The following is a 12,768-nucleotide window of genomic DNA, read 5'->3' as shown; positions in this document are numbered from 1 at the left end:
TATGTGCGACCTTTCCTTGGTTTAGGGTTGTAGTTGTGGAAGGTAGTTGCAGAGAAGCTTGCAACCTCGGTCACAATGGTCTGGAATGCGGCCTGAAATAACGCTGTCAGGAGTTATCGTTTGAATCTCAAAATACAGATTGCCCAGCTCAATTTTCTGGTTGGAGATATTGAAGGGAATGCACAGAGAATTATTGAGGTAGCGGAATCGGGCCGAAAAGATGTAGATGTGATTGTTTTTCCTGAGCTGGCGATTACTGGGTATCCCCCAGAGGACCTGTTACTGCGTAGCCATTTTATTCAACGGGTTGAGAGAGCGATTGAACTGATTCGGTCATCTGTACCGGAGATCTGTCTGGTGATTGGATACCCTCGGTTCAGTGAGGGGAAGCTGTTTAATGCGGCCGGGGTCTTGTATGGCAGTGAGGTGATTGCTGAATATGAGAAACATAAGCTGCCGAATTACAGTGTGTTTGATGAAAAGCGCTATTTCACACCAGGTCAGGAGGCGGTGGTATTTGATCTCAAGGGTATCCAGGTTGGAGTGACCATTTGTGAGGATATCTGGGAAGAAGAGCCGGTGGCGCTGAGTCGAGCTGCGGGCGCTCAACTCATATTAAACCTGAATGCATCTCCCTTCCACATAGGGAAGGCGCCTGAACGGGAGGCGTTGGTGCAGCGTCGTGCAAGTGAGAATCATATTCCGATTATCTACGCCAATTTGGTTGGGGGACAGGATGAGCTGGTCTTTGATGGCGGCTCTTTTGTGGTGGATGCTGAGGGAGATCTGATTCACAGGGCCGGCTTTTTCGAAGAATCTCTAGCCACTGTCGAAATTGAATGCAGGCCAGAGCCGATTCCTATTTCCACTGGCATAGAACCTCTGATGAGCGAAGCGCAAAGAGTCTATGGTGCTCTGGTGCTCGGTGTGCGTGATTATGTGCAGAAGAATGGCTTCAATGGTGCAATTATCGGGCTTTCAGGGGGGGTGGATTCCGCCCTTACCTTGGCGATTGCTGCGGATGCACTGGGTCCGGAACGGGTTGAAGTGGTGTTGATGCCATCCCGTTACACCGCAGAGATGAGTAATCAGGATGCAGTGGCCGAGGCTGAGGCTCTGGGTGTGCACTACCGAACGATCTCTATCGAACCGGCGTTTGATGCCTTCCTTGAGATGTTGAGCGAAGAGTTTGCAGGTAAGCCCGTCGACGTAACGGAAGAGAACATCCAGGCACGCTGTCGGGGCATCATATTGATGGCGATCAGCAATAAAAAGGGTCGGATTTTGTTAACTACCGGTAATAAAAGTGAAATGTCGGTTGGTTACGCCACCTTGTATGGCGATATGGCAGGTGGTTTTGCGCCAATCAAAGATGTGCCTAAGACCTTGGTATACAAGCTTTGCAGATATCGTAACGGTTTGTCCCCGGTTATTCCTCAGCGGGTTCTGGAAAGACCGCCTTCAGCTGAATTGGCGCCGGATCAGAAAGATAGCGACTCTCTGCCCGACTATCCTGTTCTTGATGAGATTCTTGAGCGATATGTCGAGCAGGATCAGGATCTATCAGAAATAACGGAAGCTGGATTCAACCAGGCGATTGTTGAGCGGGTAATCCGAATGGTGGATCGCAACGAATACAAACGACGCCAGGCGCCACCTGGAGTGAAAATCACCAGGCGTGCCTATGGACGTGACCGACGCTATCCATTGACCTGGCAGAAATGAAGTATTATTAACTCGGTACCTGAATAAACCTGGATTTAGCAGTCGATCGATGAAAAATCGATGTAAGATGAAGAAATACGCTTTATATCAGTGCCTTGTATGATATTATTTCGTTTCTGAACCTTTGGAATTATAATATTTCACCCTTTGCGTTTGCGAGGGTACTCCGAGGATTGGCACAATCGAGTCGAACAGTGCTGAGATCCCGGTTTTATTAATATCTGAGCAACATTACTGGTATATCGGGGTGGGTCATAGACTAGCCGGATGGCTGGGCGTTACAATCCCTATTGCTATGATTATCCCTACGAGAGCAGAGTAACAATGAAAAAAGTTGAAGCAATCATCAAGCCTTTCAAACTCGAGGATGTACGTGAAGCCCTATCAGAGGTGGGTATAACTGGTATGACCGCCACAGAAGTCAAAGGATTTGGTCGACAAAAAGGGCATACTGAGCTCTACCGTGGTGCTGAATATGTTGTCGATTTTCTGCCTAAAGTGAAATTAGAACTGGTTGTAGCAAGTGATCAGGTTCAGGCTTGTATCGATGCTATTACCAATGCGGCGCGGACCGGTAAAATCGGTGACGGCAAGATTTTTGTCTCTCCTGTAGAGCAGGTAATCAGGATTAGAACAGGGGAAGAGAACGAAGCTGCAATCTAAAGCAGCAGCGAAAAAACAACTTTTTCTGACCTATATGACCCCATCGACTGTTGGGGTTTGTCAATTCGATCCGTCTGATTACATCGATTTGGCAAGGTTAGATCTTGTTATTCCGGGTCAGAAGTGGCTGGTTGAGAGAGACGCCCGTTTTCCAGGTTGAGTGCCAGTACCCTTTGGGCGTCAGCGGCTAACTCTGTCAAGCCCAGTCGATTATAAGCATCGACCATGATCTCCAGGGCCTCTTGCACAGAGTCTGTTCGTTGGAATTGTGTCACCACACGATTTGCACGATTTGCCGCTGCCAGATAGGCGCCGCGCCTCATATAGTATCTCGCAATATGAATCTGATACTTAGACAGATTATTCCTGAGATAGCGCATTCGTTGGTGTGCATCTGCAGAGTATTTGCTGTCTGGGTAACGACGAATCAATTCTGAAAAATCGTTGAATGAATCCAATGCGGCCCCTGCATCACGTTCGGAAGGATCTGTTGGCAGGATACTACTCAGGAAGCTCTGGTTCCGATTGTAGTTAGCTAACCCCTTCATATAAAAGGCATAATCTACAAATTGGCTTTGCGGATTGAGCTTGATGAAGCGATCAGATGCAGCAATGGCAGAATCTGGCTCGCCGTTTTTGTAGTGAGCATAGATGATATCGAGTTGAGCTTGTGTTGCATAACGGCCAAAGGGATAACGGGCCTGTAGACCGTTGTAGTTTTTAACGGCGGTGTCGTATTCTCCATCCAGCATGGCTGTTTTGGCCTCAGAATAGAATTTACTGGCACTCCAGTTTTTAGTGGGATCGGCCTGCTCCGGCAGGGAGCATCCTGCCAGCAGCAGAATGATCAGAATGGGTAACATGCTTTTCCAGGACATAGCCGATCTCTAGATTATGAAAAAAGATTTGACGCGAGAGTATAACGGAAAGCTGCAGTTTCGGTATAACCTGGTCAGCCAAACTGCTCTTTCAGCTTGTTTCATGAGTGGATATTGCCTGAAGACTGCTGTTGGAATTGGGGCGATTTTATTACTCAAGATGGTATTTTAATGTCCGATCCTGAATCTTTATCAGAAGTTCCCACTCGTACTTTTAATGTGCCAGATGAGCGGGCTGGCACCCGTATTGATCAGCTGTTAGCAGAATTTTTTCCAGAATTTTCTCGTAGCCGTTTGCAAAATTGGATTAAACAGGGGCTTGTTGAGGTGGATGGCAACTCCTGTCGCGCCAAGGACAAGGCACGAGGAGGAGAGTCTGTGGTGCTGAGGCCTCTTCTGGTTGAAGAGGTGGAGGATGCTCCAGAGGAGATGGACCTTGACCTGATCTACGAAGACGAAGCCGTAATCATAGTCAATAAACCGGTGGGACTGGTTATGCATCCAGCCGCAGGAAACCCAAAAGGAACCTTGCTGAATGGGCTGCTCAATCACCACCCACCACTGAAATCAGTACCCCGTGCAGGAATAGTTCACCGGCTTGATAAAGATACCAGTGGCTTGCTGGTGGTTGCCAAAACCTTGCAGGCACAGAATTCGTTGGTGCAGCAACTGCAAGAGCGGAGTGTGAAGCGGGAGTATCGAGCACTTGCCCAGGGTATAGTGGTCTCAGGCGGCACGATTGATAAACCGATCGGTCGTCATCCTGCCAATCGCCTGCGCATGGCGGTAGTTGTCAATGGTAAGCAGGCAGTGACCCACTATCGAGTGCTGCAGCGTTTTCAGGCATTTACTTATCTGCAGGTACATCTGGAAACTGGTCGTACCCATCAGATCCGGGTTCATATGAGCCATATCCACCATCCCCTGCTGGGGGATCAGCTGTATGGTGGCCGTCAGAAGATACCGGCTGGCATCAGTCAGGAGACAGTAGATGCACTGCGGCAGTTTAAACGCCAGGCGTTGCATGCAACCCGTTTGGAACTGATTCACCCCACCTCGGGGAAATCGTTGGCATGGGAGGTTCCGCCACCTGAAGATATGCAACACATACTGACATTGTTAAACCAAAATAATTGAGGCTAGCCTGCCAGCTCCCAGCAAGTAGTGACTGAAGCGCATCAGCTGCATCCTGAGGAGTGACGTTACCAACGCCTGCAGGCACGTCGAAACTTGCCATCACCAGTGGATCCACTTGACTACTTGGTGGGGCACGGCCCCACCCTACCTGTTCGTATAGGCGTAGGGTGGGGCCATGCCCCACCAGAATAGCTTGTTTAGTACAGAGAGTGCTCATGATAGGCACTAAATTTTCTTAAGTAAGCGCCATTCGGCTATAGGGAATGAAATGCAAGATGATTGAGTTGATAGAACCAGATTGGCCTGCACCAGAAAATATCAGGGCTTGTACGACGACACGTATTGGCGGGGTCAGTCAGGGGCAATACGACAGCTTCAATTTAGCCGCTCATGTTGGGGATGATTCCGTTGCGGTTAAGCAGAACAGAAAACTACTTTTTAACCAGTGTCGATTTCCGTCTGAACCCTTCTGGCTGAATCAAATTCATGGTAGCAAAATTGCTGATACTTACCAGGATCAACCAGGCTGTGATGCGGATGGGATGGTTACGGCGAAGACAGGGGTGGTCTGTGCAGTGCTCACAGCCGACTGTCTACCACTACTGTTGACAGACAGGAAAGGCCGAGAAGTCGCAGCGGTACATGCGGGGTGGCGAGGATTGGCTGCTGGAATCATTGAGCAGGCGATTTCCCGTATGCAGGCACGACCTGAATCGTTGCTGGCCTGGATGGGGCCAGCGATCGGAGCTTCTGCATTTGAGGTTGGTGAAGAGGTTCGTCAGGCATTCATCGCTCATGCTGATGAGGATAAACAGGGCTTTAAGCCGGGTAGGCCCGGTCACTGGTGGGCTGACATCTATCTTTTGGCAAGGTTGAGGATGATGAGAGCCGGAGTGGGGTTCATCAGTGGGGGAGATTATTGTACAGTGACCGACCGCGAGCGTTTCTATTCATTCCGTAGGGATGGTGTGACGGGACGGATGGCCTCGTTGATTTGGCTAGTGTAGTGTTCCATGTCGTATGATCACTGCAATGATTTTTGGCGGCACCAACATGCAGGTTAGAGACTAATTGTTAAGCTGGAGCCGTCAAACACTATGAAACACTCCAACAGAGTGATTTAGGGGACACTATGAAATGGCAGATGTTGACGCTGGTCGGTGAAGATCAGTCTGGAATTGTAGCGCAAGTGACTGATGCGCTGTTTCGAGGTGGTTGTACCCTTGGAGAGGCATCCATGCTTCGGTTGGGTGGCAATTTCACCATTATGATGATGGTCGATGGTGGACAGAGTGACCAGACCCTGAACGCCTGCATCGCTCCCGTCGCCGAGCAGTTGGGACTCAGGTATCACCTCGATCCGATGCATGGTGGTCTGCACCAGCATCGTGTACCTAACTTCCAGGTCAGAGTGAATGGTGCTGATCGTGCAGGAATTGTTGCTAAGGTGACCGGACATTTAGCGGAAAGTGGTTTTAATATTCTTGAGTTGGATTCGGATGTGGTGGGTAGCAGTGATAAGCCCGTCTACATTATGACAATTCAGGGTTATACCGAGGTGACCCTCGAAACCTTGGAAGCAGCGCTGGATAAGCTTAAGGCAGATGGGATTGATGTCCATGTGTCACCGATTGAAACCCTGATTGGCTGAGTCATGGCAATACTGGAAATTTTAAAATTGCCTGATCCCAGGTTGAAGGTGATTTCGGAAGAGGTGGAAAGCTTCGATGATGAACTCATCTCATTCATTGATGATCTGGAGGATACCCGTCAGGCTGGTCCTGCCGCTGTGGGTATAGCCGCTCCCCAAGTGGGTAGAGCGCAGAGGATTATCATTATCGATTGTTCCACCACCCGTAAACCCGTTCCGAACCATGGACGACTGGTACTGGTCAATCCAGAGATTACCGAGTGGGATGGCTTTGAACTGGGGCGTGAAGGGTGTCTCTCTGTACCAGACTACACAGGGAATGTGATACGTGCTGAGCGTATAAAGTTACATGCGCTTACCCCAGAGGGTGAGGCCCTGGAATTCGAGATGGAAGGGTATGAGGCTAGAGCGCTTCAACATGAAGTCGATCATCTGGATGGAATCCTGTTTATTGATCGTCTGGTTAGTCGTCGAACAGATCTGTTTCAGCGTAAGGTCTACCAAAAGGGTGGGAAAAAGCGTAAATAACTGAGCAAAATAACCTCATGACCTGAATTGTGTCCAATCAATCCTGCCCACAGTAGTCAGGTTAGTCAAAGCACGTTTTTTAATGCAAATATGATCACCTTACTCCTTGTTGCCCTATTTCTGTTTTGGCTCGATCGCCGTTGCAAGGAGGCGAATCAGGCCGACTGGGGGGCTTTGTGGCTGAATCGTCTGGATGGTTTGAACCGCCTCTTCTGCCGCTACTACCACAGACTTCAGCCCCAGGTGCTGCCACTGCCTGAACAGGGTGGGGCAGTTGTCGTCTCCAACCACATCTCTGGGCTGGATCCACTTCTGATGATCGCCTCAAGCAACCGACCATTGCGATTTTTAATTGCGCGGGAGCAGTATCAGCGATTTGGCATGCAGTGGTTATTTCGTGCTGTCGGGTCTATTCCTGTTGATCGGGAGAGGTCTCCGGAGAAAGCGTTGAGGCAGGCCTTCAAGGCGCTTCGGCAAGGGGAGATTGTGGCCATTTTCCCCCACGGAAAGATCCACCTCGATAGTGATCCTCCCAGGAAGATCAAAGCCGGGGCTTCCCGTCTTGCTTCGAACACTAAAGTCCCCTTGGTTGCACTGCGCATCAGCGGTGTTTCTGCAGAGGGTCATGTAATGAAGCCGGTGCTTTTGCGAAGCAGGGCAGTTGTTCAGCTACAGGCGGTAATTCCAGTGGATGACCAAAGTGCTGATCAGCTGAATAGTCAGATAGAGGAGGCGCTGGATAGCTAGATCAATCTCCCAGAATGGTCTGGTGATGTGGTTTCCAATTCCGCAAACAAGTATCATTGCCGCCAGTTTGTGTTTACTACTTAAGGGATGACGATGAAAGTAACAGTTTTTGGTTCCGGCTATGTGGGTTTAGTGACCGGCGCCTGCTTGGCTGAAGTGGGTAATGATGTGGTCTGTATGGATGTGGACAGCCAAAAGATTGAGATGCTCAATCGTGGAGAGATCCCAATTTATGAGCCGGGTCTCGATGCCATGGTTGAGAGAAACGCCCAGGCGGGGAGACTCAGTTTCACCACTGATGCCGCCAAAGCAGTGGAACATGGTCTGTTCCAGTTTATTGCCGTGGGTACGCCACCTGATGAAGATGGCTCTGCTGATCTTCAATATGTACTTGCTGTTGCAGAGTCGATAGCGACTCACATGGACGAATACCGTGTGGTAGTGGACAAGTCGACAGTGCCGGTGGGTACCGCGGACAAAGTAAGGGCTAAGATCGATGAAACCTTGAATTCACTGGGTAAGCAGGTCGAATTCGATGTGGTATCAAATCCGGAATTCCTCAAGGAAGGTGCAGCTCTGGATGATTTCATGAAACCAGACCGTATCATCATCGGTACTGATAATCCCCGCACTACAGAGCTGTTGCGCGCCCTCTATTCACCATTCAACCGTAATCATGATCGTTTGATAGCAATGGATATTCGCTCTGCGGAGATGACCAAATATGCGGCAAACGCAATCTTGGCAACCAAGATCAGCTTCATGAATGAGCTGTCAAATCTGGCAGAAAGACTTGGGGCTGATATCGAGCAGGTTCGTCATGGCATAGGTGCTGACACCCGTATCGGATACTCTTTTATCTATCCGGGATGTGGCTATGGTGGTTCATGCTTTCCCAAGGATGTCAGCGCTTTGGAGCGTACCGCGAAAGAGGTCGGTTATGATGCGCAATTGCTGACTGCAGTGGAAGCAGTCAACTATCGTCAGAAACGGGTGTTGTTTGAGAAGATCATGCGACACTACTCTGAAGACATACAGGGTAAGACCTTTGCGCTTTGGGGGCTCTCCTTCAAGCCAAATACTGATGATATGCGTGAAGCCTCCAGTCGGGTGTTAATGGAGGCGCTGTGGGATGCCGGTGCAAAAGTCCAGGTATTCGATCCGGAAGCGATGGAGGAGTGTCGTAGAATCTACGGTGAGCGGGATGATCTGGTCTATTGCGACAATCAGGAGGGCACTCTGGAAAATGCTGATGCTTTGATTGTGGTTACTGAGTGGCAGGTATTTCGTAGTCCGGATTTTGATTACCTCAAGCAGACGTTGCGCTCGCCGGTTATTTTCGATGGCCGTAACATCTATGATCCGCTGCGTCTGAAAGAGGCAGGATTCAGCTACTATGCTATCGGCCGTGGAGATTGATAGCTGTTAGCTCGCCTACTTGCAGCTATATCTAAGGCCTGGTTAGTTAGTGCCCAGCTTATACGCTGGGCGCTCTTCGGCTGAAAGCAAAGTAGTTGCTCGCCGGGTTAATAGAATTCAGATTTTCTGCCATAAAAGTCGTTTTCTTCTCTGAATTGCCGTAAATCGGTGGTCATTCGAGCAAGACGCCCTCTTCTTTTAAGCCCCACATCACTCCATAATTTACCCATATTTCATGTGTGGGGCTAAAATATTACAGTTATTTCAATGAGTTGCTGACTAAGCGGTTTGAATAATGAAAAGCGTGAGCTGGATTTGAACCATGATTAGCTTTCTGGGTCTTATGTTGCAGTGCACAATCAATTCGATATATGCTAAAGCCTCGGTAGTTGTATGCTGGGAAGGTGGTTGATGTGAATAAGTTATTGAAATATCGGGACTCTTACAGAGAGTTGCTGGTTCTGCCCAGTGGAGAGCGGATTGTTATTCGCTTGATCCAGCCTGGTGATAAGGCGCTACTATCGGATGGATTTGATTCGCTTTCGAAGGAGTCACGCTTTCGCCGATTCCTGAACGAGAAAAAACGACTCTCCAGCGATGAGTTGATCTATTTTACTGAAGTTGATCAGCAGGATCATTTCGCTTTGGGAATGGTTTCATTGGATGAAAACGGCATGGAAAAGAGCGGTGTTGCTATCGGTCGCTTCATTCGCCTGAATAATGATTCCGAATCTGCTGAAGTCGGCTTGACTGTGGCTGACGATATGCAGGGCAAAGGGGTTGGACAACAACTGCTGGAAAGATTGATCTCTGCTGCGCAAGAGCGCGGCATTAGTAAGTTTCGTTTTGAGTGCCTGCCTCACAATCTGCAGATGAAAAATCTGGTTCTTAAGCTGTGTGGCGATGTCAGGTTTAAAAGTGAAGGCGGTGTCACTATTGCTGAAGCAACCATCCCAGATCAGCCTGTTCCTATCTCAATACCCAGCCCGGTAGAACTGATCGATGGATTGGTTTGTCAGATGCAGGGATTTATCTCAGATGGTTTGAAATATCAGTCGGGATTAAGTTTGGATCTGATGCGTCATAGTCTGGATGTGCCATTCAAGCTTAAGCTTTAGTTGTAGAAGTGCAACAGCGGCGTTTTGATCTCTTGCCGTGCGCAAATACACGAAGTCTGGGTGTTGTGATACTTATCTCCTGGCTAGTGTAGTGCTTCCCTTCGGGCGAGACCCTAAGTGGTCATCCGCGTTGCACCCCAAGGGTACTTCCTTCGGGGCGTTGCGCGCCTTGGAAAGGGCATGCCATTCCCGGCGGTACGCGCCTAGCGGCTAACCGCTTAGGGGCTCGCTATAATCATCAATTTATATGAAGCACTACACTAGTAAATGTAGTCTGATGTAGATTTTGGAAAGTCAAGATTTCGCCGCCTTCGCCACTTTGTTACTATCCCGTCCTCGCTAATTTTAAGCCAGGATGTTCCATGACAATTGCGCAACGTATTGCTGATGAACTGAGTATACGAATCAACCAGGTCGATGCTGTAGTCGGCTTGCTGGAAGAGGGATCGACTGTCCCTTTTATAGCACGATATCGCAAAGAGGCCACAGGTGGGTTGGACGATACACAACTGCGCAATTTGGTGGAGCGTCTCGATTATCTCCGTGAGCTGGAAGAGCGCAGAGAAGCGGTGATTAAATCAGTTCAGGAGCAGGGGAAACTGAGCGATGAGTTGAAAGCTGCACTCCTGGCTGCCGATACAAAAACACGTCTGGAAGATCTCTATCTACCCTACAAGCAGAAGCGCCGTACCAAAGCTCAGATTGCTCGTGAAGCGGGCTTGCTGCCATTAGCTGAGGCACTCCTCAGTGATCCCTCTCTGGATCCGCAGCAACAGGCTGAGGCCTTTATAGATGAAGAGAAAGGTGTAGCGGATATTGATGCCGCCCTTGATGGAGCAAAGCAGATCCTTATGGAGCAGTTTGCTGAGGATGCTGAGCTTGTTGGACAGCTGCGCGAGCACCTTTGGGAGAGCGGTATGCTCTCAGCCAAGGTGGTCGAAGGCAAAGAGCAGGAGGGGGCAAAATTCTCTGACTACTTCGATTTTTCCGAATCCATTATTAAAATTCCATCCCATCGGGCATTAGCGCTATTCAGAGGTCGCCAGGAAGGGATACTCAGCTTGGAACTGAGTCTGCCTGAAGATGCTGAACTAAAAACCGGTGAGATGGGTGTGGCTGAGCGTATGGTTGCTCGGCATCTGGGTATTCGCGATGAAGGCCGGGCTGCTGATACCTGGTTGTTGGGGGTTGTGCGCTGGGCGTGGCGTATCAAAATTTTTACCCATCTGGATAACAATCTCAAGACACGGCTGCGTGAAGCGGCTGAAGAGGAAGCAATCAAGGTGTTTGCCCGAAACCTGCATGATTTGCTACTCGCTGCACCGGCTGGTCCACGCGCCACAATCGGATTGGATCCCGGCTTGAGAACCGGAGTGAAAGTGGCGGTTGTTGATGATACCGGTAAACTGCTTGATACCACGACCATCTATCCCCACGCGCCAAAAAAGCAGTGGCAGGAATCACTCAAAGTGCTGGCTGAGCTATCGGCAAAGTTTAATGTCGAATTGATCAGTATCGGTAATGGTACGGCTTCGCGTGAGACCGACCGACTTGCAGCTGACCTGATCAAGCTCCATCCTGAATTACGTCTCTCGAAAATAATGGTCAGCGAGGCAGGCGCATCTGTCTATTCAGCGTCAGAATTTGCTGCACAAGAGTTTCCAGGTTTGGATGTCTCACTGCGTGGCGCAGTATCCATAGCGCGACGCCTGCAGGATCCTTTGGCTGAGCTTGTGAAAATTGAGCCCAAGGCAATCGGCGTAGGGCAGTATCAGCACGATGTATCACAAACAAGATTGGCTAGACAGCTTGATGCAGTAGTTGAAGATTGTGTAAATGCCGTTGGTGTCGACATCAACATGGCATCGGCCCCTCTGCTACATCGAGTGGCTGGGCTCTCCTCGCTGATGGCAGATAATCTGGTTAAATACCGGGATGCAAATGGCATTTTCACTGATCGTAAAGCGATTCTAAAGGTGCCACGTATCGGCGAAAAGGCTTTTGAGCAGTGCGCAGGCTTTCTGCGTATCATGAACGGTTCCAATCCACTCGATGCATCCTCTGTGCATCCGGAAGCTTATCCTGTGGTAGAGCGTATTCTGCAAAAAACAGGACGGGAAATTTCATCTGTAATTGGTGAAACCTCATTTCTGAAATCTCTATCAGCCAGAGACTTTACCGACGAAAAATTTGGTCAGCCTACTGTTGAGGACATCATCCATGAGTTGGATAAACCCGGTCGTGATCCACGGCCAGAGTTTAAAACGGCTAACTTTAAAGAGGGTGTTGAAAACCTAAAGGATTTGGAAACTGGTATGGTTCTGGAAGGTGTCGTTACCAATGTAACCAACTTTGGCGCTTTTGTAGATATCGGGGTTCATCAGGATGGATTGGTGCATATCTCGGCACTTGCCGATAAGTTCGTCAAAGATACCCGGGATGTGGTCAAGGCTGGTGATCTGGTCAAGGTCAAGGTGATGGAGGTTGATATACCGCGTAAGCGAATTGCTCTGACAATGCGATTGAGTGATGACGCCTCTGCATCTCGGAGTGATAATCAAAATCGAAAAAAGAGTGCCGAGAATCACCGTCAATCAGCAAAATCCAAAAAGAGACCGTCTCCAGCGCCAAGGGGCGCGATGGCTGAAGCTTTTGCTAAATTGAGTAAACCTAAATAGTTTGATGGACTTGGGTATCCTCCCTGCCATCGAAGGAGCAACCCTTGCCCTGCACCACAACAAACGCACACTTCGCGCTGCCCAACTGATCTTTTTAGGTTAAAGCCACAATAAGCAAAGAAGAGGTAGGGTGCGGCCCTGCCGCACCATAGTGTGTGGATACCTCAGAAATACTGGTCGCATTCCTCATACTCACCCGTGTCTATAGCGGTAAGCTGTCTGTT

Annotated in this window: 11 protein-coding genes; 10 read left to right on the top strand and 1 reads right to left on the bottom strand. The window is 49.3% G+C overall.

Going from position 1 to position 12,768, the window contains the following annotated elements; genetic code table 11:
- Positions 1-120 precede the first annotated feature (120 nt).
- Together AC4IFB_RS20345 and AC4IFB_RS20340 are read left to right on the top strand one after the other, a co-directional pair.
- The gene (locus tag AC4IFB_RS20345) at positions 121-1,725 is read left to right on the top strand and encodes an NAD+ synthase (protein WP_490781152.1); all 1,605 of its coding nucleotides are present in this window, start codon (positions 121-123) and stop codon (positions 1,723-1,725) included.
- 324 nt (positions 1,726-2,049) lie between these two features.
- On the top strand, positions 2,050-2,388 hold the full coding sequence (locus AC4IFB_RS20340) for a P-II family nitrogen regulator (RefSeq protein ID WP_490781151.1): 339 nt from the start codon (positions 2,050-2,052) through the stop codon (positions 2,386-2,388).
- A 107-nt stretch (positions 2,389-2,495) separates the two neighbouring features.
- On the opposite strand, the gene AC4IFB_RS20335 is transcribed toward AC4IFB_RS20340, so the two are convergent.
- Entirely contained in the window at positions 2,496-3,266 is a 771-nt protein-coding gene (locus AC4IFB_RS20335; protein ID WP_490781150.1) for an outer membrane protein assembly factor BamD, read from the bottom strand.
- A gap of 171 nt (positions 3,267-3,437) precedes the next feature.
- Between AC4IFB_RS20335 and rluD the strand changes: the two genes are divergently transcribed.
- The 8 genes from rluD (at position 3,438) to AC4IFB_RS20295 (ending at position 12,544) form a co-directional block, all read left to right on the top strand.
- Positions 3,438-4,403 carry a 23S rRNA pseudouridine(1911/1915/1917) synthase RluD gene (rluD, locus tag AC4IFB_RS20330; RefSeq protein WP_490781149.1) on the top strand — a complete coding sequence of 322 codons (966 nt, stop codon included), beginning with the start codon at positions 3,438-3,440 and terminating at the stop codon, positions 4,401-4,403.
- A 275-nt stretch (positions 4,404-4,678) separates the two neighbouring features.
- Positions 4,679-5,410 (top strand): peptidoglycan editing factor PgeF, encoded by a 732-nt coding sequence (pgeF, locus tag AC4IFB_RS20325; RefSeq protein ID WP_490781148.1) that lies wholly within the window; start codon positions 4,679-4,681, stop codon positions 5,408-5,410.
- Positions 5,411-5,535: 125 nt separating this feature from the next.
- The gene (locus AC4IFB_RS20320; RefSeq protein ID WP_490781147.1) at positions 5,536-6,054 is read left to right on the top strand and encodes a glycine cleavage system transcriptional repressor; all 519 of its coding nucleotides are present in this window, start codon (positions 5,536-5,538) and stop codon (positions 6,052-6,054) included.
- A gap of 3 nt (positions 6,055-6,057) precedes the next feature.
- Entirely contained in the window at positions 6,058-6,582 is a 525-nt protein-coding gene (gene def, locus AC4IFB_RS20315) for a peptide deformylase (protein ID WP_490781146.1), read from the top strand.
- A gap of 90 nt (positions 6,583-6,672) precedes the next feature.
- Positions 6,673-7,329 carry a lysophospholipid acyltransferase family protein gene (locus tag AC4IFB_RS20310; RefSeq protein ID WP_490781145.1) on the top strand — a complete coding sequence of 219 codons (657 nt, stop codon included), beginning with the start codon at positions 6,673-6,675 and terminating at the stop codon, positions 7,327-7,329.
- 93 nt (positions 7,330-7,422) lie between these two features.
- Positions 7,423-8,748, top strand: a complete 1,326-nt coding sequence (locus AC4IFB_RS20305) for a UDP-glucose dehydrogenase family protein (protein ID WP_490781144.1) — start codon at positions 7,423-7,425, stop codon at positions 8,746-8,748.
- A 413-nt stretch (positions 8,749-9,161) separates the two neighbouring features.
- Positions 9,162-9,866, top strand: coding sequence for a GNAT family N-acetyltransferase (locus AC4IFB_RS20300; RefSeq protein WP_490781143.1), 705 nt, complete (start codon positions 9,162-9,164; stop codon positions 9,864-9,866).
- 362 nt (positions 9,867-10,228) lie between these two features.
- Positions 10,229-12,544 (top strand): Tex family protein, encoded by a 2,316-nt coding sequence (locus tag AC4IFB_RS20295; protein ID WP_490781142.1) that lies wholly within the window; start codon positions 10,229-10,231, stop codon positions 12,542-12,544.
- The last annotated feature ends 224 nt before the right edge of the window (positions 12,545-12,768 follow it).

It is taken from the genome of Candidatus Thiodiazotropha sp. AKIB8, from assembly GCF_058244675.1.
This window is presented reverse-complemented; position numbering and strand designations above follow the sequence as displayed.

Excerpts from the sequence above, each read along its gene's own strand:
- AC4IFB_RS20340 (WP_490781151.1), top strand. The coding sequence starts at position 2,050 with ATGAAAAAAGTTGAAGCAATCATCAAGCCTTTCAAACTCGAGGATGTA.
- AC4IFB_RS20335 (WP_490781150.1), bottom strand. The coding sequence starts at position 3,266 with ATGTCCTGGAAAAGCATGTTACCCATTCTGATCATTCTGCTGCTGGCA.
- rluD (WP_490781149.1), top strand. The coding sequence starts at position 3,438 with ATGTCCGATCCTGAATCTTTATCAGAAGTTCCCACTCGTACTTTTAAT.
- pgeF (WP_490781148.1), top strand. The coding sequence starts at position 4,679 with ATGATTGAGTTGATAGAACCAGATTGGCCTGCACCAGAAAATATCAGG.
- AC4IFB_RS20320 (WP_490781147.1), top strand. The coding sequence starts at position 5,536 with ATGAAATGGCAGATGTTGACGCTGGTCGGTGAAGATCAGTCTGGAATT.
- def (WP_490781146.1), top strand. The coding sequence starts at position 6,058 with ATGGCAATACTGGAAATTTTAAAATTGCCTGATCCCAGGTTGAAGGTG.
- AC4IFB_RS20310 (WP_490781145.1), top strand. The coding sequence starts at position 6,673 with ATGATCACCTTACTCCTTGTTGCCCTATTTCTGTTTTGGCTCGATCGC.
- AC4IFB_RS20305 (WP_490781144.1), top strand. The coding sequence starts at position 7,423 with ATGAAAGTAACAGTTTTTGGTTCCGGCTATGTGGGTTTAGTGACCGGC.
- AC4IFB_RS20295 (WP_490781142.1), top strand. The coding sequence starts at position 10,229 with ATGACAATTGCGCAACGTATTGCTGATGAACTGAGTATACGAATCAAC.